Origin of the sequence: Flavobacterium sp. HTF (assembly GCF_003105115.1) — a bacterium.
Taxonomy (GTDB): domain Bacteria; phylum Bacteroidota; class Bacteroidia; order Flavobacteriales; family Flavobacteriaceae; genus Flavobacterium.
The window spans coordinates 1-23,338 of record NZ_QETH01000037.1; the positions used below are offsets into that span (position 1 = coordinate 1).

Annotated in this window: 15 protein-coding genes; 4 read left to right on the plus strand and 11 right to left on the minus strand. The window is 38.1% G+C overall.

Annotation, left to right across the window (positions count from 1 at the left end):
* The first annotated feature begins 513 nt into the window (after positions 1–513).
* The gene (locus DCO46_RS12565; protein ID WP_116752875.1) at positions 514–1,497 is read left to right on the plus strand and encodes a hypothetical protein; all 984 of its coding nucleotides are present in this window, start codon (positions 514–516) and stop codon (positions 1,495–1,497) included.
* A gap of 74 nt (positions 1,498–1,571) precedes the next feature.
* On the opposite strand, the gene pdeM is transcribed toward DCO46_RS12565, so the two are convergent.
* The 4 genes from pdeM to DCO46_RS12585 form a co-directional block, all read right to left on the minus strand.
* Entirely contained in the window at positions 1,572–2,207 is a 636-nt protein-coding gene (pdeM, locus tag DCO46_RS12570; protein WP_116752876.1) for a ligase-associated DNA damage response endonuclease PdeM, read from the minus strand.
* A 6-nt stretch (positions 2,208–2,213) separates the two neighbouring features.
* Positions 2,214–4,673 carry a ligase-associated DNA damage response DEXH box helicase gene (locus DCO46_RS12575; RefSeq protein WP_116752877.1) on the minus strand — a complete coding sequence of 820 codons (2,460 nt, stop codon included), beginning with the start codon at positions 4,671–4,673 and terminating at the stop codon, positions 2,214–2,216.
* Between the two features lie 55 nt (positions 4,674–4,728).
* Positions 4,729–6,330 (minus strand): ATP-dependent DNA ligase, encoded by a 1,602-nt coding sequence (locus DCO46_RS12580; protein ID WP_116752896.1) that lies wholly within the window; start codon positions 6,328–6,330, stop codon positions 4,729–4,731.
* Positions 6,331–6,472: 142 nt separating this feature from the next.
* Positions 6,473–7,489 carry a ligase-associated DNA damage response exonuclease gene (locus DCO46_RS12585; protein ID WP_116752878.1) on the minus strand — a complete coding sequence of 339 codons (1,017 nt, stop codon included), beginning with the start codon at positions 7,487–7,489 and terminating at the stop codon, positions 6,473–6,475.
* A gap of 246 nt (positions 7,490–7,735) precedes the next feature.
* Between DCO46_RS12585 and DCO46_RS12590 the strand changes: the two genes are divergently transcribed.
* On the plus strand, positions 7,736–8,107 hold the full coding sequence (locus DCO46_RS12590; RefSeq protein WP_116752879.1) for an STAS/SEC14 domain-containing protein: 372 nt from the start codon (positions 7,736–7,738) through the stop codon (positions 8,105–8,107).
* Positions 8,108–8,123: 16 nt separating this feature from the next.
* Here DCO46_RS12590 and DCO46_RS12595 read toward each other — a convergent pair whose 3' ends face one another.
* From DCO46_RS12595 to DCO46_RS12620, 6 genes are all read right to left on the minus strand, one after another.
* Positions 8,124–9,347: a response regulator gene (locus DCO46_RS12595; protein ID WP_116752880.1), complete on the minus strand. Its 1,224-nt coding sequence runs from the start codon at positions 9,345–9,347 to the stop codon at positions 8,124–8,126.
* Between the two features lie 25 nt (positions 9,348–9,372).
* Complete coding sequence (locus tag DCO46_RS12600) at positions 9,373–15,741, minus strand: HAMP domain-containing protein (protein ID WP_116752881.1); 6,369 nt, start codon at positions 15,739–15,741, stop codon at positions 9,373–9,375.
* Between the two features lie 83 nt (positions 15,742–15,824).
* Positions 15,825–16,256, minus strand: a complete 432-nt coding sequence (locus DCO46_RS12605; RefSeq protein WP_116752882.1) for a response regulator — start codon at positions 16,254–16,256, stop codon at positions 15,825–15,827.
* 3 nt (positions 16,257–16,259) lie between these two features.
* Positions 16,260–17,702 carry an ATP-binding protein gene (locus tag DCO46_RS12610; RefSeq protein ID WP_116752883.1) on the minus strand — a complete coding sequence of 481 codons (1,443 nt, stop codon included), beginning with the start codon at positions 17,700–17,702 and terminating at the stop codon, positions 16,260–16,262.
* A gap of 156 nt (positions 17,703–17,858) precedes the next feature.
* Positions 17,859–18,245 carry a response regulator gene (locus DCO46_RS12615; protein ID WP_116752884.1) on the minus strand — a complete coding sequence of 129 codons (387 nt, stop codon included), beginning with the start codon at positions 18,243–18,245 and terminating at the stop codon, positions 17,859–17,861.
* A 257-nt stretch (positions 18,246–18,502) separates the two neighbouring features.
* The gene (locus tag DCO46_RS12620) at positions 18,503–19,159 is read right to left on the minus strand and encodes a DUF6766 family protein (RefSeq protein WP_116752885.1); all 657 of its coding nucleotides are present in this window, start codon (positions 19,157–19,159) and stop codon (positions 18,503–18,505) included.
* 273 nt (positions 19,160–19,432) lie between these two features.
* Between DCO46_RS12620 and DCO46_RS12625 the strand changes: the two genes are divergently transcribed.
* Complete coding sequence (locus tag DCO46_RS12625; RefSeq protein ID WP_116752886.1) at positions 19,433–19,915, plus strand: hypothetical protein; 483 nt, start codon at positions 19,433–19,435, stop codon at positions 19,913–19,915.
* The gene (gene ligD / locus DCO46_RS12630) at positions 19,902–22,490 is read left to right on the plus strand and encodes a DNA ligase D (protein ID WP_116752887.1); all 2,589 of its coding nucleotides are present in this window, start codon (positions 19,902–19,904) and stop codon (positions 22,488–22,490) included. Before DCO46_RS12625 ends, ligD begins: the two co-directional genes overlap by 14 nt.
* On the opposite strand, the gene DCO46_RS12635 is transcribed toward ligD, so the two are convergent.
* A complete protein-coding gene (locus DCO46_RS12635) occupies positions 22,487–23,257 on the minus strand; it encodes a Ku protein (protein ID WP_116752888.1) in 771 nt (256 codons plus the stop codon). The genes ligD and DCO46_RS12635 overlap by 4 nt on opposite strands.
* Positions 23,258–23,338 lie beyond the last annotated feature (81 nt).

Sequence of the window (23,338 nt, forward strand, 5' to 3'; positions counted from 1 at the left end):
ATTTAAAAACCTATCGAGGGGGGAATTGTGTGTAGGTTCAAAAAAGAGATTGTGTTATCTATAAAAGGAGTTTAAATAATTTTATTTTTCTAGTGCTCATATAATCTCTTTTTTTAAATGATGATAACAGAGAATGTTCCTATTATCGGAAAATAAATTATGTGGATATTGTGCAACTTTTCAAAAGGAATTAAGGCAAATTAAATGGGTACAAATAATGCTTCTTTACAGTGTTTTTTCTTTAACCATTTGTGAGCTAAATAATTACCTTCTCTCAAATATACGAAAAATATTGCTATTTTTTTTCGCATGTCAAAAATTAACTAAGTTATTTCTTATTTTTCATAATTGCTTTTTTTTTATCCATATGTTAAAATTTTAAAACACCTCAAACAGAAACATTTAATTATAAGTTATTTCTTATGATAAATTGGTAAAAAAGCGTGATTTTACTCTTTTGTAAGATTATACATTGACTTAAGTTTACTCTTCAACCTAAACAACCAAAAAGTCATGCAAAACAATCAAGACTCCTGCATCCCTAATGGATGGATTGGCGGATTCCCACCTGCAAATTCACCTATGCAATATCCCACAAGAGACCTGACCTCATTACCAATGTTGGGCAATATGGATAATATTAATTTTCTTCAGCGTCAGCTTGGGGTAAAATGGCCGGAATTTAGCTGGGAAACACAAAAAGGAAATGTCAATCCGCAAAGATGTTATCAGAAATTTGCGCCTTACATATCAAGAGTTGGTTATACCGACGAAGGAAGGGTTTACTCTGTTATTTGTCCTCAGCAGGGAATCTGGCTTAAAGATGAGATTTGCCTAAATGTAGAAGTAACCGTTACCGGGCAAAGAGGCTGGGTTAATGAAACTACAAAAGAAATTGCAGTTGATATGACTGTCGAAGGCAAAATTTGGTTTACACCAAGCGAACATCAGGGCGACAAAATAAAAGAAATATGGCCGTTACTGAGATACAGTCTTCCAACATTTCCTTTGGATAAAGAAAATGCGATCAGGGTGATTACCCATCTTCCGGGAAATCCAGATCAGCCGATTTTTCCGGTAAACAAAGGAATATCTCCTGAATTTATTAACCCGCCATTTGCATTACACGAAAGTGAAGCTTTTTCAACCGGATATATTGCCGTTGAAATTGGCGATATTAAAATGACTAAAGATCCTGTCGTTGACGATTTTAATAAAATCATCATGAGAGCTTTTAATCTGGGATCAGGAAATATGCTCCAACCGGGAAATATACTGTCGTGGAATCTTTGGTTTACCGAGCCTGCATTGGTCAACAAATTAGAATGGAAAAACCATGCAGAATACTGGCGAAAATCGATTGACGCGCATCATGGTTCGCCAGGAGGTGACGGCACAAACGCCAGATATTTTGATGGTACTTATTTTAATCCTGAGCAATATGCAATCGACGAAATTATTGAGGAGATTATTGCATATATCAAAAGCCATCTTTAATTTCCCTAAGAAATTAAACTAATAAAAAACGAGGTATTTCTAAATCTGGAAATACCTCGTTTTTTATTAGTAAGTTATTTTTTATTGACCAGAACAACTTCTTCATTAGCAATAGCATAAATAATATCTTCCTGAGAAGGTTTTACAATATGCTTGCCCGTAAATTCACCAAAAGCAGGCAAAATCATCTGATCATTATTCTGATAAAAACAGCGCAGTTTCAGGGATTGACCGCCCAGACCCCTCAAAATAACACCGGGATGAATGTGACCTGAAAAATTGAAAAAACCTTCTTTTGTTGTTGGATGATGTGTCAGCAAAAAAGCATCGATTTCCAGTAATGGTACAACATTGATTTTGATTTTCTCATAATGTTTTTTATTAATAATATCATGATTTCCGGCTACCAGCGTAATTTCACTAACGCAGCAGGAAACCCACTCTTCAAATAAATTCCATTCCTGATTTTTTGAACTGTGAAATAAATCGCCCAGAAAAATCAATTTTTCAGGAGCAAAGACTTCCACAATAGCGCTTAGTCTTTTAAAATTCTCTACAATGGCATTATTCGGAATGGCAACTCCGTGTTTCCTGAAATGGGAAACTTTTCCCAGATGCACATCAGAAATCAAAAGAAGATTCTTTTCTTTCCAGAATAGAGCACCGCTTGGATGCAAAATAAATATTTCGTTTTGTATGGTTGCAATCATATTCTATTACTTCATATAAGAAGCTGTCATTTTTTTTATTCGTTCTGCCAATGTTTCGCTCGAAAGCTTTTCCCTTAAACGGTCCGTAATGACCGGAAAACTAAACGGGGTCGGTTTTTTGCAGGCTTTCCAGACAATTTCCTGATTTTGGATGCGCTCCAAAGCCATAATCAAACGTCCTTCTTCCAGCTGATGCTCAAAGGTCTCGCGATACGCCTGTTGGAATAATAAATTATCGGGTTCATAATCCCTGAATACTTCAAACAAAAGCTGCGAACCGCTCTGAAGATGTTTTGCCTTGACCATTTTTCCGGGAAAACCGGTAAAAACCAATCCGGCAATTATGGCAATATCCCTGAATTTTCGTCTGGCCATTTCGGTGGCATTTAAGCTTTTCTGCAAATCATGATGCACATATTCCGTTGAAAACAGATTGTTATCCAGAACATTCTGCATGTCAATTTCCTGATCAGAAAGCAATTCAAATCCGTAATCATTGTATGCCAGCGAAAAACTGATAGGTAAAAGCAAACTGATTCTGTATGCCAGTAAACTTGCTAAAGCTTCATGTACAAAACGACCTTCAAACGGGTAAAAAATAGCGTGATAACCTTCTCTGGTTTTAAAAGTTTCAATCAGGAATTCATCTGCATTCGGCACAATAGATTCTTTTCTTTGTCTTGCAAATAACGGCTGTAAGGCTTTTAGTTCGGGAGACAAATCATCCGTATTGGCCCTGTATAATTCCTGACGCATCAACTCACTCATCTGGGCCGAAAGTGCCATTCGGCCGCCCATCCAGCTTACTATTTTAGAAATCTTTTTGGGATCTGCTTTTCGTACCAAAACCTGCATATTCCTGATCTTAAACAATTCAAGTCGTTTTCCGGCAAAAATAAAAGTATCACCGGGCTTTAATTTGGTTATAAACCATTCTTCAATAGTTCCCAAATAACCTCCGGTCATGTATTTTACATTCAGCACCGAATCTCCAATTATAGTTCCGATCTGCATTCTGTGGTGCATGGCAATCAGGCGGCTGTTAATTTTAAAACGGCCGTTTTCTTCAATTTCTACTTTTTTAAATTCATCATAAGCCTGAAGGCTCTGGCTTCCGTTGGTAATAAAATTAAGGATCCAGTTCCAGTTTTCTTCGGTCATCGCCTGATAACAGAAAGTTCCTTTGACTTCTTCAAAAATTTCATCAGGAAAAAATCCATCTGAAACGGCGAGTGTATTGAGGTACTGCACCAAAACATCCCAACTGTTCAGGTACGGAATTCTGTCTTCGATAATATTGTGTTCCGCTGCTTTTTTTAATGCAGAAGCTTCAATTAGTTCAATAGCATGTGTTGCCAGAAAATAAATGACACTTTCTTTTCCGGGCTGGTGACCGCTACGCCCTGCCCTTTGCATAAAACGCGCCACTCCTTTTGGGCCTCCAACCTGAATAATAGTTTCTACCGGAGCAAAATCTACTCCCAAATCAAGGCTTGAGGTACAAACGACAACTTTTAATTCTTCATCCCGAATTGCCTGTTCTACCCAAAGTCTTGTTTCCCGGCTTATACTTCCGTGGTGCATGGCCATTTCTCCCGCAAATTCAGGATACTTTTCCAGCAGTCTTTGAAACCAAATTTCGCAGGCCGAACGCACATTGGTAAAAATCAGTGTTGTTTTACTGGCTTTTACAATTTTGGCAACTTCATCAATCAAATGCAATCCCATATGTCCGCGCCACGGATAAGTTTCCATCTTGTCGGGAATTATAGAAACCACTTTTATTTTTTTATTGATAACTGCCTTGATCAAAACCGAATTCCGATAGGCTTCAGAATCAATTCCGAGTAAAACTTCCTGTGCCTGCTGTAAATTTCCTATGGTCGCCGAAATACCCCAAATACGCAGATTCGGAGCGATTTTTTTTAATCTTGACAAAGCCAGTTCGGTTTGTACACCCCGTTTGGTTCCCAATAATTCGTGCCATTCATCAATTACAATCGCGGTGCAGTTTCCAAATATTTTATCATATCCTTTGGCTGCCAGCAATAACTGTAAACTTTCAGGAGTTGTTACCAGTAAATCCGGCATTTTTTCTTTTTGCTTTGCCCTTTCTCCGGCTGTGGTATCTCCGGAACGAATTCCGACCGTCATTTTAATATCCAGATCATTTACAACACGTTCCGCAGCCTGTTTTATTTCTACTGAAAGTGACCGTAATGGTGTGATCCAGATCGCTTTTAGTCCGGGAGTATGTTTGGTTTTATAATTTGGATTTTTCCGGATGTAATTCAAAATAATCGGTAACCAAAGCGCATAGGTTTTTCCGCTTCCGGTTGGAGCATTTAATAAGCCGTTTTTACCCTGCAGAAAAGCTGTCCAGGTTTGGGTCTGGAAAGGAAATGGTTTCCATCCCTGCTGATGAAACCAGTCATTTGCTATCGCAAAAAGTGCTTCTCTGTTCATTTTATATTTTTTATGCAATTTTGTTATTATCCTTCTTTAAAATATAAAAAAGGGTTTAAACAATCATACTTTTCAAATCTTCTATCGAATTGGCTTCGTCAATTTTTTTGTCATGCCGCCATCTTAGGATTCTCGGAAAACGGGTGGCAATTCCGCTTTTGTGCCTTTTGGAAAGTGCGATTCCTTCAAAACCAATTTCAAAAACTAATTGAGGCGTCACACTTCTTACGGGGCCAAATCTTTCTAATGTATTTTTTTTAATCCAGTCGTCCACCATTCTGAATTCGGCATCGGTTAAACCGGAATACGCTTTTGCGAAAGTGACGAGTTCGCGCTGGTTATCTTCATTTTGCTGCCATAAGGCAAAAGTATAATCGGTAAATAAATTAGAGCGTCGTCCATGTCCTCGCATCGCATAGGTCAACACGGCATCTATCGCCAAAGGTTCAATTTTCCATTTCCACCAGTCGCCTTTTTTTCTTCCCACCTGATATGGAGAGCCTTTTCGTTTAATCATTAAACCTTCGCTTCTCATTTCACGTGAGCGTAATCTTTCTTCCGTCAGTTCTTCCCAGGTAGAAAATTGTACCCTTTCTGAAAGCTGCAGCGGAATATCATGATGTTTGATATCCTGATATAATTTCTCCAATAATATACGTCGTTCTTCAAAAGGCAGATTTCTGATATCCTCACCTTTCCATTCTAATAAATCATATGCTTTTATAATTACAGGTGATTTTTTTAGAATGGCAGCCGAAACGGTTTTTCGTCCTATTCTCGTTTGCAGATCGTTAAAAGTTCCAATTTCATTTTCTATAAAAGGGAGAATTTCGCCATCTATAACCGTTCCATCGGGAATAACACCAATAAAAGAACCAAATTCAGGATATTTATCTGTAACTAATTCTTCACCCCGGCTCCACACATAAATTTCATTTTCACGAATAATCGTCTGGGACCGAATGCCGTCCCATTTATGTTCGGCGCTCCAGTCTTCCGGATTTCCTAAGTCTGACGGCTCTCCTTCAATGGGATAAGCCAGATAAAACGGATAAGGTTTTGATAAATAATCGCTGCTTTTTTCATCCAGAATTAATTCCTGAAACGTAATGGTATTGGGATTCCAGTCGCCCATTAATTTATATGCCAGGGCATCTTCATCGATATTTTCTGCTTTAGAAAGGGCTCTGGTCATTAACTTTTGACTCACCCCAATCCTGAAACTTCCGGTAATTAATTTAGTAAAAACAAATCGTTCGTAATAATTCAGTGCCAGCCAGTTGGTCTGCAGGTATTCTTTTTTTTCGGTATCGGTTTTCTTTTTTAAAGCAATGATTTCCTGCAAAAATTCAGTCAGGCTCCTGTCAGAATGTTCTTTTGTTGTCGGAATCACCAGGGCAATGGTTTCTGCCAGATCGCCTACGATATGATAACTTTCTTCAAAAAGCCATAGTGGAATACCAGCCAGTTCATTGGCCCATAAACGCAGTAATGTAGTATTGACTGGTCTTGGCGGCCGCCGGTGCGACAGAATGGCTATAGTCCATACCTTATCTTCATCGCTTGCATTCCGAAAATAATTCGTCAACGCATCGACCTTTACCGACGTTTTATTAGAACTATCCAGTGTTTTTATGAGTTCGGCAAAGTTTTTCATCTTTACTGTTTTTCTGTTGAGTTTATATTGGTACACTGATGAAACGGATTCGCTATCGCGAAAACGCGGATAAAAACTGATTTTTATTTATTCTGAACAGATAGAATCCGTCTCATCTGCGTTACAATTACGCAGTTTGAAATTATTCTTCTTCTTTTTTACTATCCATTTCGCCGGATTCACCTTCGTATTGTGTATGGGCTGTTCTGGCGTCGTAACCCAGTTCCTGTAAGTATTTTGAAAAAATATCAGAATAGCCGTGTGTACAGATTACTTTTTCAGCTCCGGTTGCTTTTATGCTTTCCAGTAATCCGGTCCAGTCGCAATGATCGCTTAAAACAAAGCCGCGATCTACGGCACGTCGTCTTCTGGCTCCGCGAAAAGCCATCCATCCGCTTGCTGAACCTGTGACAAAAGGTGTCATTCTTCTAATCCAGGTACTTCCGTGTGCGCTGGGTGGTGCGAGGACAATATTTCCGAGTAAATCTTCTTTTTTCGTTTCGGGGGTTACGCGAATTGTTGGAGGAAAATCAACCAAAGGCCGTAAAACCTGAGTCATATTTTCGATGGCTCCGTGCGTGTAGATCTTTCCGATATCGGTATCTAAATATTTTAATAATCGTTGTGCTTTTCCCAGTGAATACCCAAAGAGTATCGATGTTTTTCCTTCGGCACGGTTTTCTGCCCACCAGTTATTGATATCGGTGATAACTTCTGACTGCGGAAGCCATTTAAAAGCCGGCAATCCAAAAGTACATTCGGTTATAAAGGCATGGCATTTGACGACTTCGTAGGGTACCGAAATTCCGTCATCTTCTGTTTTATAGTCTCCTGTAAAAACCCATACTTCTCCTTTATACTCTACCCTAATCTGTGCTGAACCTATAATATGCCCGGCAGGATGAAGGGAAAATTTAACTCCGTTGATGGTAAAGGTTTCGTTCCAGTCTTTGCCTGTAACACTGATATCTCCAAGACGATGTTTTATGATGGGAACATTGGTGTGATGCGTGATATAATTTTGATGTCCCCAGCGCGAATGATCGGCATGCCCGTGTGTAATAATGGCGTTGGTAACCGGACGCCACGGATCGAGGTAAACATCTGCCTGCTGGCAATAGATTCCTTTGTCGTTGAATGCTAATAGCGGTGGGGTCATATATCTGATTTAATTTCAGCATTTTGCAATTTGGTACAAATAGCCATTTTTGTGAAGATTAAATTTAGTTCAGATATAATAAAAAGAATTACACGATTAAAAGTTGTTATTACAAAACTTCAATCCGTAATTTCAGGAGAGTTAAACGAAAGGCCAGGTTATAATTTTATAAGATTCCGGGGCTTTAAATATAAAATCAGAAAAAGCTTATAACCTACTTTTATATAAACTTTAAAAGCAGATATAATGATACAATTAATACCTAATACGCCAAATAATATTGTTGCATTCCGCGCTACGGGAGAAATTACAAAAGAAAATTATCAAAATGTTGTTTTCCCGGAAATAGAACGTTTACTAAATCACATTAACCACATAAATTTTCTTTTGGTCCTGGATACCGAACTGGAAAACTTTACAACCGGGGCCTGGATTCAGGATGCCCTTTTAGGACTAAAAAATATTGCAAAATGGAACAGGGCGGCCATCGTAACTGATTCTGATACCATTATTTCTTTTACGAACGGATTTAGCTACATCGTTCCGGGAGAATTCAAAGGTTTTAAAAAATCTGAATACGACGAAGCCATTACCTGGGTTTCTGAAGAAGCGCTTTAAAAATTAATTCTTACTTTCAATAAGGGATATAAATATTAAAGGTAACCCCTTTCATGGGTTCTCCGATAGCATCAACATGGCCATTGTGATTGTCAACTATTTTTTTGACAATCGCAAGCCCGATGCCGGTACCTTCGTATAAATCACGTCCGTGAAGTTTCTGAAAAACACCGAATATCTTTTCGTTATGCTGTGGTTCAAAACCTATTCCGTTATCCCCAAAACTAATATGGCAGTAATTTACCTCTTTAGATAATTTTTCAATCTGAATATCATCACCATTCACCAGACGGCTTTTTATTGTGACTTCCAAAGGCAATTCCGGTTGCGAAAACTTAATGGCATTATGAATTAAATTTTCCATAAGCTGTATAAACTGAAAGGGAATCACTTTGGCTTTATCATGAAAATCGGTTCTAATAACGGCCTTTTTTTCCAATAAGTTTTCATGTAAAGCTTCTTTCACATCATCAATAATGGCATTAAGGTCAATACTTTCAAACTTTCTGTCCACAAGGGTTGCCCTTGAAAAAGTAAGGAGACTATTGATCAATTCGCGCATCCTGTTAGTCGCATACAGGATTCTGTCAAACTTTAACCTGCCATTTTCGGATAAATTCGGATATTCATTCGAAAGTATCAAATTGGTAAAGGTTTGTATTTTTCTGAGAGGCTCCTGAAGGTCATGACTGGAAATATAGGTAAAAGCATCAAGCTCCATGTTCTTTTTCCTAAGTTCTTCCGCATGTTTTGCTATTGCAGCATTTTGTACGGCAAGCTCATTATTCGCTTTTAAAATAATCTCGTACAGTGCGTTTGTCTCTTCTTCTTTTTTCTTTAATTCCTGATTTTTCCTGAACAATTCCGTAAAAACCATGACTTTGGCCTGCAATATTTCAGGAGATAAAGGTTTAATCATATAGTCCACCGCTCCGGACTGATATCCTTTAAAGATATATTCTGTGGTGTTCATATTCGCCGTAAGGAAAATAATCGGAACATGTTTAAGTTTATCACTCTGACGGATAAGTTCAGCGGTTTCAAAACCATCCATTAATGGCATCTGAACATCCATCAGTATAATGGCAAAATCCTGATTTTTCAGAAGAATCCGCAAGGCATCCTTTCCGGATGTTGCTTCAACAAACTGATAACCACGATCAGCCAGGACGACTTGCAAAGAAAGTAGGTTTTCTTTTTTGTCATCGACCAGCAGGATTTTAATTGCATTGTCTTCCATTACATTTTAAATTGAATTAAAATTATTATTTAAGCCATACACGCATGAGCGAAGACAATTGCTCTACGTTAACGGGTTTTGTCATATAATCTGAGGCTCCTGATTCTATACAACGCTGCCTGTCACCTTTCATAGCTTTTGCTGTTACTGCAATAATAGTTAAATCTTTATGTTTTTCATCTTTTCGAATACGTTTCATGGTTTCGTAACCGTCCATTTCCGGCATCATAATATCCATAAGGACAATATCAATCGATTTGTCTTCATTTAAGATGTCTATAGCTTCCTGACCGCTTTCTGCACTGATAACGTCCAGTCCGTAACGTTCGAGGGCAGTTGTCAGGGCAAAAAGATTACGGACATCATCATCGACCAGTAATACTTTTTTGCCCGGAAGAACATCTTCTTTTAAATAAAACGATTCTATGGTCTCTTTCATTGTATCAGGTAATTCTTTGTGTATACGGTGCATAAACAAAGCGGTCTGATCAATCAGTTCATCCAGAGAATTGGCACTTTTGGTAATAATGCTGTGAGCAAATCTGTTTAGTTTTATTTTTTGCTTTTTGGTGACATCTCCGGCTGAATGTATAATAATCGCTGTTTCCTGTCCTGCCAGGTTATTTTCCAGATCGGTTATAATGTCAAGACCATCTGCATCCGGCAATTTTAAATCTAATATAATACAATCAAACGAATGTTCACCTATCAAAGCAACAGCTTCTGTAGCCGTTTTGGCGCTGTAAACCGAAATATCATCTCCATTTACGGCATTTAATATTCTGTCAAGTTCTGTCTGATTGTCGTCTACTACAAGCAGGTTTTTTGTTTTTTTGTTTTTAAAGTCATGAATGTCATTGAACAAATAAGTCAGTGAATCATTTTTTACGGGTTTAAGGAAAAAGTTTCTTGCACCGCGCTTCAGTCCTTTATTTCTTTCGTCTTCTCCGGAAATAATATAAACCGGAATATGGCGAAGGTTGAAATCGGTTTTTAGCCTGTCCAGGATTTTCCATCCGCTGGTATCCGGCATATTCAGATCCATTGTTATAGCATCGGGATTAAACTGATTTATAAAGTCAATTACATCATTTCCTTTTGTGGTTACAATGGCTTTAATTCCGTTGATATGAGCCTGTTCCAGCATAATTTTTGCAAAAGTCAGGTTGTCTTCGGCAATCAGTAATACTTTGTCGTCCGGCTTAATATCAGTCCTGTCATCGCCTAACTCATCTACAAAGAATAAATCAATATCGGATCGGTTGAATTTTTCTGAAGGCAGTGATTTTATACGTCCTTTTACATCTGTTTCTTCATTTACATCAATATTTTCTATTTCAGAAAGACGAACGTATTTCAGAGGAAGGAAGAGTGTAAATTTACTTCCTACATTGGTCTCACTTTCAAGTTCGATGCTTCCTCCCAATAAGTCGGAAAGTCCGCGGCTGATGGATAATCCTAATCCCGTACCTCCGTATTTACGGCTGGTAGAGCCTTCTGCCTGTTGGAAAGCTTCAAAAATGATGTTTTGTTTTTCTTTGGAAATACCAATACCGGAATCTGAAATTTCAAAAGCTACTACGGCTTCTGCATTGTCAAGACTTGCATTTGCGGTCTTCCAGTTATTATTTGCTTTGTATATTTTAAGCTGAACTTCTCCTTTTTCCGTGAATTTAAATGAATTTGATAAAAGGTTTTTCAGAATCTGATTTAACCTTTGTGAATCGGTTTCTATCTGCTCCGGAAGCTGGTCATCCATGGTAATTTTAAAGCGGAGGTGTTTCGCTTCAGAAATTGGATTAAAAGTAGATTCTACAAATCGGCTGATTTCATCAAAACTAATTGGGTTGTAATCTACAGAAATATAACCTGACTCAATTTTAGACAAATCGAGAATGTCATTAATTAACTGAATAAGGTCATCCCCGCAAGAGTTGATTGTTTTTGCAAACTGGATTTGTTTTTCGGATAAGTTTCCGTCTCTGTTTGCAATCAGTTCGTTTGCCAAAATCTGCAAACTGTTCAGTGGTGTACGAAGCTCGTGCGACATATTTGCCAAAAACTCCGATTTGTATTTGGATGTTAAAGTCAGCTGATCGGCTTTTTCTTCCAAAGCTTTTCTCGCTACCTCAACCTCCTGGTTTTTCAACTCTACTTCTTCTTTTTGGTTGGCGAGTAAGAATGCTTTTTCTTCCAGTTCTTCGTTGGTATTTTTCAATACTTCCTGCTGGCTTTTCAGCTCTCCTGCCAACGATTGGGATTGTACCAGAAGTTCTTCTGTTCTTGAATTCGATTCAATCGTATTCAATACAATACCGATACTTTCTGTCAGTCCCTCAAGGAAGTCTAAGTGTGTCTGACTGAATGTATCAAGTGACGCTAATTCAATAACGGCTTTAAGTCTTCCTTCAAACAAAACAGGAAGGATAATCACGTCCTGTGGTTTGGCATCTCCCAATCCTGAATTGATTCTGATATAATCTTTTGGAACATTACTCAAAATAATTCGCTCTTTTTCGATCGCCACCTGACCGATAAGTCCTTCTCCCATTGCATATTGCATTGGGGAATTTTTTCTTTTGATGTAGGCATAAGAAGCAATCAGATTCAGTTTAGAATCCATAAAATCTTCATCTTCCTGTAAAATATAAAACAATCCGTGCTGTGCCGTAACTACTGTAGCAAGCTCAGAAAGGATTTTTTTGGTCACCGAATTAAGTTCTTTCTGCCCCTGAAGCATTTGGGTAAACTTCGCCAAATTCGATTTCAGCCAGTCTTGTTCCTGATTACGTAAAGTGGTTGCTTTCAGGTTCGAAATCATCTGGTTAATAGTATCTTTAAGTGCTTCAACTTCTCCTTTTGCTTCAACACCAATTGTTCGTGTTAAATCCCCTTGTGTTACCGCAGAAGCCACCTCCGAAATCGCACGTACCTGCGTGGTTAAGTTTGCAGCCAGCTGATTTACGTTTTCCGTTAAGTTTTTCCATGTTCCCGATGCTCCCGGTACATTTGCCTGTCCTCCCAGTTTTCCTTCTGCTCCTACCTCACGTGCAACAGTGGTTACCTGATCAGAGAAGGTGGCCAGTGTATCAATCATTTCGTTGATGGTATCTGTCAGTTGTGCTACCTCTCCTTTGGCATCAATGGATAGTTTTTGTTTCAGGTTTCCTTTTGCTACAGATGTTACTACTTTTGCAATTCCACGAACCTGACCCGTTAAGTTAGAAGCCATTACGTTCACAGAATCTGTTAAATCTTTCCAGGTTCCGGCAACACCTTTTACTTCAGACTGTCCTCCCAGTTTTCCTTCGGTACCTACCTCACGCGCCACACGGGTTACCTCAGAGGCAAATGAATTCAGCTGTTCCACCATGGTATTGAAAGTGTTTTTCAAATCCAGGATTTCTCCTTTTACGTCTACGGTAATTTGTTTTGAAAGGTCACCATTGGCAACCGCTTTGGTTACATCGGCAATATTACGTACCTGATCCGTCAGGTTAGACGCCATCTGGTTCACCGAATCCGTTAAATCTTTCCAGGTTCCTGCAACTCCCGGTACGAAAGCCTGCCCTCCCAGTTTTCCGTCAGTTCCTACCTCACGCGCCACACGGGTTACCTCAGAGGCAAATGCACGAAGCTGATCCACCATCGTATTTACGGTTTCTTTCAGCTGAAGAATCTCTCCACGTACGTCTGCCGTAATTTTCTTGGACATATCCCCGTTTGCCACGGCAATCGTTACCTCGGCAATATTACGTACCTGTGTTGTCAGGTTACCCGCCATCTGATTCACCGAATCGGTCAAATCCTTCCACGTTCCGGCAACACCCGGTACATTAGCCTGTCCTCCCAGTTTTCCTTCGGTTCCTACCTCACGGGCCACACGGGTTACCTCAGAAGCAAACTCCCTTAACTGGTCCACCATCGTATTTAAGGTTTCCTTTAACTGAAGGATCTCACCACGCACGTCCACAGTAATTTTACGGGACATATCCCCGTTGGCAACGGCAATTGCCACATCGGCAATATTACGTACCTGAGCGGTCAGGTTACCCGCCATCTGGTTAACGGAATCTGTTAAATCTTTCCAGGTTCCGGCAACTCCCGGTACGTTGGCCTGTCCTCCCAGTTTTCCTTCTGTTCCTACCTCCCTCGATACCCTTGTTACCTCCGAAGCAAAGCCTCGAAGCTGATCCACCATGGTATTAATCGTATTTTTTAATTCTAAGATTTCTCCTTTTACGTCAACGGTAATCTGGAGCGATAAATCTCCTTTTGCTACCGCTGTGGTTACCTCGGCGATATTACGTACCTGACCTGTAAGATTCGATGCCATCTGGTTTACCGAATCGGTCAAATCTTTCCAGGTTCCACCAACACCTTCTACCTGTGCCTGTCCTCCCAGTTTTCCTTCGGTTCCTACCTCACGTGCCACACGGGTTACCTCAGAAGCAAATGAGTTTAGCTGCCCCACCATCGTATTAATGGTGTTTTTAAGCTCGAGGATCTCTCCTTTTGTATCTACGGTAATCTGGCGTGATAAATCTCCTTTTGCTACGGCTGTGGTTACCTCTGCAATGTTACGTACCTGTCCGGTCAAGTTAGATGCCATCTGGTTTACAGAGTCCGTTAAATCTTTCCAGGTTCCTCCAACTCCTTTTACTTTTGCCTGTCCTCCCAGTTTTCCTTCTGTTCCTACCTCAAGTGCCACACGGGTTACCTCAGAAGAAAAGGAGTTCAGCTGATCCACCATCGTATTAATGGTTTTCTTAAGCTCTAGGATCTCTCCTTCGGCAACGGCTGTAATTTTTTTAGAAAGGTCACCATTTGCTACCGCGGTGGTTACCTCGGCAATATTACGCACCTGACCGGTTAAGTTAGATGCCATCTGATTTACCGAATCGGTTAAATCTTTCCAGGTTCCCCCAACTCCTTTTACTTTTGCCTGTCCTCCCAGTTTTCCTTCTGAACCTACCTCACGTGCCACACGGGTTACCTCGGCACCAAAGGAGTTCAGCTGATCCACCATGGTGTTAATCGTATTTTTTAGTTCCAGGATTTCTCCCGCAACGTTTACTGTAATTTTTTTAGATAAATCTCCTTTTGCTACCGCGGTGGTTACCTCGGCAATATTACGTACCTGACCTGTTAAGTTAGATGCCATCTGGTTTACAGAGTCCGTTAAGTCTTTCCAAACACCACCAACCCCTCTTACTTTTGCCTGACCTCCCAGTTTTCCTTCTGAACCTACCTCTACGGCCACACGCGTTACCTCAGAAGAAAAGGAGTTCAGCTGATCCACCATCGTGTTAATGGTATCTTTTAGTTCCAGGATTTCTCCTTTTACGTCAACGGTAATTTTCTTCGAAAGATCTCCTTTTGCCACCGCGGTGGTTACGTCTGCAATATTACGTACCTGACCCGTCAGGTTACTCGCCATCTGGTTTACAGAGTCCGTTAAATCTTTCCAGGTTCCTCCGACTCCTTTTACCTGCGCCTGTCCTCCCAGTTTTCCTTCGGTTCCTACTTCACGTGCCACACGGGTTACCTCAGATGAAAAGGAATTCAGCTGATCCACCATGGTATTGATGGTATTTTTTAATTCTAAAATTTCTCCTTTTACGTCAACGGTAATTTTTTTAGAAAGGTCACCTTTTGCCACCGCAGTGGTTACATCTGCAATATTACGCACCTGACCTGTCAGGTTACTTGCCATTTTATTTACAGAGTCGGTCAAATCTTTCCATACACCGCCAACTCCTCTTACTTTTGCCTGACCTCCCAGTTTTCCTTCTGTTCCTACCTCTCGTGATACACGGGTTACCTCCATTGAGAAAAGGTTCAGCTGTTTCACCATTCCGTTTACCTCTTTTGCAATCCTTAAGAATTCTCCCTGCAACGGGTTTCCTTCAATAGAAAGGGGCATTTCCTGTGTCAGATTTCCTTTTGCTACCGAGGTGATTACGTGTGCGATTTCGATTGTAGGATGCACCAGGTCTGATATCAGTGTATTAACCGAATCAACACAGGAACTCCAGGAACCTCTTGCACCGTCGAGTTGAACGCGGTTTGTCAGTTTTCCTTGTTTACCAATGCTTTTTCCCACTTTCTGGAATTCAAAAACCATACGTTCGTTAAGATCGATGATTTCGTTCAGGGTGTCACAAATAGATCTTTTCGTGCCATTCTGATCGGTTGGAAAACGTTGTGTAAAATTTCCGTTTTTTACTTTCAACAGAATTTTTAAGAATTCTGCATCTGTCAGAATTGACTCTTCGTCCTCATCTTCTTCTTTCTTTCTTTTTGTTTTCGGAAGCTTTTCTCCGGACACAACCGGAAGCACAATCACTGCATCCTGATTCTCTTCGGTTTTATTTATTTTTACTTTTTTCATTTCTCAACTCTTTATCGAATGATTAAAAAAATCTGACACTTTTATGATAACTGCTTACTCTGATTAAGCATTACCGGTATATTTTAATTACTTGCATCAAGTAATATTTTTCTCAAATGAAATTGTACAAAGGCATCCATAGAATCTGATCTTTTTGTATTTTCAGTATAATTAAGCGGTTTTATAATGTAACCGGAAATCCCGAGTTTTTCAGCTTCTGAGCGGTCGTTTATTTCTGAGGAGGTTGTCATTATAAAGACTTTTAGATCTTTTAACTGATCATCTTCCCGGATCACTTTCAGAAATTCTATTCCGTTCATTCTGGGCATGTTGATATCCAACAGAACAACATCCGGCCTTAAACCCACATTTGGGTCCCTCAAAAGCCTTAATGCCTCAATTCCGTTGTAAGCGGTGTGCAATTCGTATTCACTTTCTATTTTCTTTAAAGATCTTTCTACACTTATTATATCGAGCTCATCATCTTCAATAAGTAAAATGGTTGGTTTTTTCATAACTTAATTATTTCGCCAGGTAAAAATAAATTCGGTACCTTTTCCTAATTCTGATTTAAGGGTAATATATTCCTGCTGGTCATCAATTATTTTCTTTACAATTGCCAGTCCCACTCCGGTGCTTTCTTCTTCATTTTGCTCACGTAGTGTCTGAAATATTTCAAATATTTTCTGATGATACTCCCGGGCGATTCCGATTCCGTTATCCTTTACCGAGAATTCATGAAAATGCATAAAGGTCTGACAGCTTATCTGAATCACTCCGTTATCATGTTGCGTGTATTTCACAGCATTGCTGATCAGGTTTGTAAATACCTGTTCTAATTTGATTCTTTCCGTAACTAAACTGGGGAGCATTCCTATTTCCAGTTTAAAGTTTCTGGGAACAATAGAATCTGCAATTTCCTGCACCATTGCATTGGTGTCAATATATTCGGGAGGTACTGTCACGTTTAATCTTGCAAAATCAAGTAAACCATTGATCAGCGCTTCCATGCGTTTTGTTTTCTTCGGAATAATTTTGAGATATCTTTTTAGTTCCGGTGATAATTCGTCTTCAAGATCTTCTTCTATCCAGCTTACTACATTATGAATACCGCGAATGGGGGCTTTGAGGTCATGAGAAACCACATAAGCAAATTTATTTAGCTCGGCATTTCTGTTTTTTAGTTCATGGATATTTTTATCCAGCTTACCGGACATGGTATTTAGCGAAGTTGCCAGTGCTGTCAGTTCATCGTTTCTGGTATCTTTTACAATTGTAAAATTTCCTTTTGAGATATTTTCGGCAAGGCGTACCATCGATGTGATCCTTTTGTTCGTTACATACATGATGAAGATAGTGCTCAGTACACCCACAGTTATGGTCAGAATAAGGAAAATCAGCGAAAATGCACGTGCATTTCGTAATGATTCCAGTAACATATCTGTGTGATGTTTCCTTGTTTTGTATTCTATTCTGTCAAATCGTGTAAATTTTTTGGCAATATCATCGTTTATTTTTTTTCCAACATATTTTTTAAGTGAGCTTTCAAAGAGATTTTTGTACGCATCCGGTCTTTCTGTACGGGACTTTATAATTTGCTCAGAATAACGCTGCCAGCTGTTGTGCAGTAAACTTATAGAATCTAAAATCGAACGCTGTGTATTGTTATTTCCAATACGCAGCTCCTGGTCTTTTATTAAATCGGGAACTTTTTTAAGGCCTGTAAAATAAGAATCCAGAAATGCCTCATCATCTGTAAGCAGGTAACCCCTGAAGGCACTTTGCATTTCGATGATTGTTTTGTGTGTTTTATTGGAATTACGAATAATTTCTTCGGATCCGGCAAGAAACTGAGAATTGAGATATACTTTTTTGGATAGCCTGTAATTGGTATACGAATCTGCTACGGACAATAAAATTACCAGCGTAAATGCAACAAGAATTTGGGTCGATAATTTCATTTAGGTAAAATTAAAAGCATATCACAATCATAAGTCCTTAAGTGTGTAATAAAAATAGTAAAAAAAATAAAATTTCTGCTTATTAATTTTCAGGTTAAACGACAGGCAAATTTGTATACCTGTAACCTATCCGTTACAGTATAATTACACCGTACTTTACACAGCTGCCAAAGTATATTTACTCAAAATATCCTTTAAATCATTAAAGTTATTGGGTTTTGAAATAAAATCCTGGGCACCATAATCTTTGGCTTCGTTGATGATGTGTTCCAGCTGCGAAGTAGAAAATATGATAATGGGGATTTCTTTTAATTTTTCCTGTTTTTTTATTTCTGTCAAAAACTCAATGCCGGACATGATAGGCATATTCAGGTCCAGAAATATAACATCGGGTTCAATTTCATATTTCATCAGCTTTCTAAGTGCTTCTACCGGGTCATATATCGCCATATAGCTGGCTGAAGAAATTTCTTCTAATGCTTCCATGAACAATTCACAGTCATCAGAATCATCATCGATCTGTAGTATATTTTTATAAATCATACATTTAATCTAAAGTTTTAATATAAAATCTAAGGAAAGCAAAAGCTTGATAATAAGTACTTTTTAATTCAGGACATCTTTAAGATTTCTTAATAAACATTCTAATTTAAAAAAATATACAATATGATAATCATTTCGAAATACTGTAAAAACAATTATAATATCACGTCAGCATATCAAATGTACTACATTTTATTAGTTAATTTCCTCTTGTTTATTATTTATAATTGGCGTTTTTTGAGATTTTCTTGACTTTTTTATCCTCCTGTTTCAGCATTTGGCGCATCAACGGGTTTTGATTGTGATGAACCTTTCTGGCGCAGGAAAACAGACAATACAATTATGGCAAAAACAGAAAGGAATTCGCTTTGCCAGTTTTGAAACGATTCAAACCAGAACCGGGATTGCCCCATATATTCCAAAACAGAAACAGCCTGCTCGCCTTTAAGAATATTTTGAGTATTCTCATCTTTTATACTTCCATAAAAATGGATAAAAAATGAAGCTATAAACAAAAGCAGCAGACTTATGGTAAGTGAATTTTTGTATAATTGTAACCAGAAGCCTCCTTTTTTTACAGGCCAGGGAGCATCTTTTCTGCCTGGAGACGGTTCTCTGTCTACCTCTTCTTCGCCATCAAAACCTTTTGATTCGGAAGATCCTTTTTGCCTAAGAAAAATAGTAAACCAGACAAACAATCCCATCTGCAAAAATTCACTTTCCCAATTTTCAAACGTCGATTCCAAAAAGTGACCGGTAGTAAAATATTCACTAAGTGTAACTATCTGACCACCATTTTCTGCCATTTCCTTGTTGTATTCTTCAATACCAAAAATAACCTGGCCTGCAAATGCACCGATAAAAAGAAGCAAAAAAACAATGGAGAGACTGTTTTGATGTATAAATTTTTTCATAATTTATGTTAAAAAAAATTACTTTCAGTAAAAATTCTTCACAAATGTATAATCCAGTACAGTCAACATTTTATATAATTCACTCTCAATGTTTATAATATTGTAATTCGGAAAAAACCTGCAAAACTTTAAAAACCAAAAACAGCAAAATGCATAGTGCTCATAATTATATAATTACAGATATTAATTGTATAAATAAAAATCTGTTGATGCCTTTAACTTTATAATCAATGATTTTAAATTATTTCCTCTGCAATTCTAAAAAACTGATTTATGGATTTCTATACTATTTTGCAAGTTTTAATAGTTTCAATTGCCGCGACATCTGCCATGACGTTGTTCAGCTATGCGATATCGGCTGCTTTTAGGGAATTGTATAAAGAACCGGTTTTACTTACTTTTTTGCTGACTCAAATGAAGCTGGAATTGTCTGCGCAAACAAAGAAAACAATTGCCTGGCTGATACATTATATAATTGGTCTTTTATTCGTTGTAGGCTACCATTTACTCTGGATTTATAATATTTTGGAATTATCCGTTCTGAATGCATTTCTACTGGGTGCCGTCTGCGGTATCATTGGTATTCTGGGCTGGGTTATCATGTTTAAAATTGCCCGATACAAACCTGCAATTGATTTTAAAGGGTATTACATACAGCTGTTTTTTGCACATGTTGTATTTGGACTGGTTGCCGCAGCGACCTATTATCTTTCAATAACTATTTTACTATTAACAAATACATATGTCATTATCTAAATACAATCAGAAACGGGATTTTAAGCAAACTCAGGAACCAAAAGGGAAACTTGGGAAGTCGGCAAATGAACTGATATTTGTGGTACAAAAACATGCAGCATCACATTTACATTATGACTTCAGGCTTGAAGTGAATGGTGTTCTCAAAAGCTGGGCTGTTCCCAAAGGGCCTTCTATGAATCCGGATGATAAACGCCTGGCCATGATGGTTGAAGATCACCCATACAGTTATAAAGATTTTGAAGGCAGTATTCCCGAGGGAAATTATGGTTCCGGAAATGTTATTGTTTGGGACAACGGAACTTATAAGCCTGATGAAGAAACCAAATCTGCGGAAAAAACTTTATTGGAAGGCATTAAAAAAGGACGCCTGAGTTTTATTCTTAAAGGAGAAAAACTGAAAGGGGAATTTTCTCTTGTACAATTAAAAGGAAAACAGGAAAATGCCTGGCTTTTGATAAAGAAAAAAGACAAGTACGCCAGCGATGCTGATATATTAAAAAAAGACAAATCGGTGCTGTCCAAAAGAAGCCTTGAGGAATTAGAAAAGAATGCTGAAAAAATGGCTCTGTCAGCCAAAGAAAAATCAAAAAAAACAGTTTCGGATATTGAAGAAACAGCATTGAATTCGGCTTCGGCTAAAAAAAAACCAGCAAAACCAGGGACTGTAGCTTTCATAAAACCGATGCTTGCCAAAACAACCGAAAAACCGTTTGATGATGAAGCATGGGTTTTTGAAAATAAGTATGACGGATACAGGGCAATTGCTGTTATAAATTCTGATGAAGTTAAATTATTTAGCAGAAATGAACTCCCGTTTAATTCTTATTTCGAAACGATTGCAGAAGATTTGAAAAAAATTGATCATGACGTTGTTTTAGATGGCGAAATCATTGTGGAAGATGAGGAAGGAAAAGCTGATTTTCAATTACTGCAGAATTATATTAAAACGAAAAAAGGAAATTTAAAATACTATGTTTTTGATTTACTCAGTCTCGACGGAAATCCTGTAACAGAGTTATCGCTGCTGGAACGCAAAGAATTACTCAAAATCCTTTTTAATAAATATGCTTTTTCCAATACTTTCTATTCTGAACATATTACTAAAAAAGGAAAAGAACAATTTGAACTTGCACTTAAAAATAAGACGGAAGGTATTATAGCCAAGAAAGCCAGCAGTACATATCTGCCGGATAAACGAACTAATGACTGGCTCAAAATTAAGGTGAGCAATATAGAAGAAGCGATTATTATTGGAATAACGGAACCTAAAAATTCCCGAAAATATTTTGGTGCCATATTGCTCGGACAATATTATGGAAAAAGACTTCAGTTTGTCGGTAAATGCGGTACCGGATTCAACGACGAAACTTTAAAGGACTTATACTCAAAACTGAAACCTTATTTTGTTCCGAAATCACCTTTGGCAGAAAAAGTAAATCTCAGAGATAAAATTCAATGGGTAAAACCAAAATTAATCTGCCAGGTAAAATTCTCCGAATGGACACAGGATAAACATCTCAGACATCCTGTTTATCTCGGTCTTAGAATAGATAAGAAAGCGAGTGAAGTTTTTGTACCATCCAATACGGTTACTCCTCAACAATCAAAAAAAGAAACTATGGAAACTACAACCAAAAGCAAAGAAACTGAAAATGATTTTGACCTTAAAATTGGCAAAACCACTTTGCACCTGACCAATCAAAACAAAATATATTTCCCTGATGATCAAATTACAAAAGGTGAAATTGTTCAATATTATAATGAAGTATCAGAATTAATACTGCCTTATTTAAAAGACCGTCCGCAATCGATGAACCGTTTTCCGAACGGAATTAATGGCCCGAGTTTTTATCAGAAAGATGTTGATGTCGATAAGATTCCGGCCTGGCTAAAAACCAAGAAAGTATTTTCAGAATCCAATGATGAATATCTGGATTATCTGATTTGTAATGACAAACAAACGTTACTTTATATGGCAAATCTGGGATGCATTGATATTAATCCGTGGAACTCGACTCTGAAACATATTGAAAATCCGGACTGGCTTGTCATCGATATTGATCCCGAAAAGGATGATTTTAAAGAAGTCGTAAAAGTGGCACTTACCGTAAGGGAAGTAATGAATGAGCTCGAAACCGAGAGTTACTGCAAAACTTCGGGAGCGTCGGGACTTCATGTGTATATTCCGTTGGGTGCGCAATATGATTATGATACGATCAAAATACTGGCAGAAATGATCGCGCAGGAAGTACACAAAAGACTTCCTGAAACGACTTCGCTTGAGCGTACAATCAAAAAAAGAAACCACAAAATTTATATCGATTTTCTGCAAAACAGACGCGGACAAACACTGGCAGCTCCATATTCTGTTCGCCCAAAACCGGGTGCTACTGTTTCAACTCCATTGCAATGGGATGAAGTAAACGATAAGTTACATCCTTCACAATTTACCATTAAAAATGTGTTGAAACGTTTTGAAAAAACCGGTGATTTATGGCAGCCTGTAATTGGCAAAGGAGTGAATATCAAAAAGATTCTTCACAAACTTGAAAACCGAAACAGGGAGAATTAAGAAGATTTTTTCTTTTTTTCCAGACTGGCCTTCAGCATCTCCATTAAATCGTCACTTTGTTTGTGTACGACTTTTAATTTAGGTGCTGCGCTTTTTTTGCCTTTTGCCTTGTTTTTGATAATTTTCAGAAGCTTGTCTGTATATTCGTCCTTGAAGCCACTGATGTCGAATTTTTCGGTAAGCTGTTCTATTAGCTTTTCTGCCATATCCATTTCTTTTCCTTTTTTGGAAGCTTCAGGAAGTTTTATTTCTGATGTATCCCTGATTTCCTGTTCAAAACGAATTCGGTTTAAAAGGATAAGGTTTTTATACGGTTTTAAAATCGCCAGGCCTTCTTTGTTTCGCATTACAAAACTCGTAACGCCCACTTTTCCGGATTCCTTAAGAGCATCCCTGAGCAAAGCATAGGCTTTCATCGCTCCTTTGTCCGGTTCCAGATAATAGGGCTGTTCATAGTAGATACTGTCAATTTCTTTTTCGAAAGCAAAACTTTGTATGTCAATGGTTTTACTTTTATAAGCATCTGCCGCTGCAAAATCTTCGTCTTCGAGAACTACGTATTTATCGTCGATTTTATATCCTTTTACAATGTCTGAAAATGTAACTTCCTTACCGGTAGTTTCATTCACTCTTTTGAATTTTATATTAGAATGATCTGATTTATCCAGCATATCCATATCAAGGCTGCTTTCTTCTACTGCAGAAAATATTTTTATCGGAATATTTATTAATCCAAAACTGATTGAACCTGTCCAGATTGATCTCATGATGTCGCTTTTTAGATGAATTATTAATTTTCAAAAAGTCGGTACTTTTTGACTCTATTAAAATTAATTCATAGTAAGCTT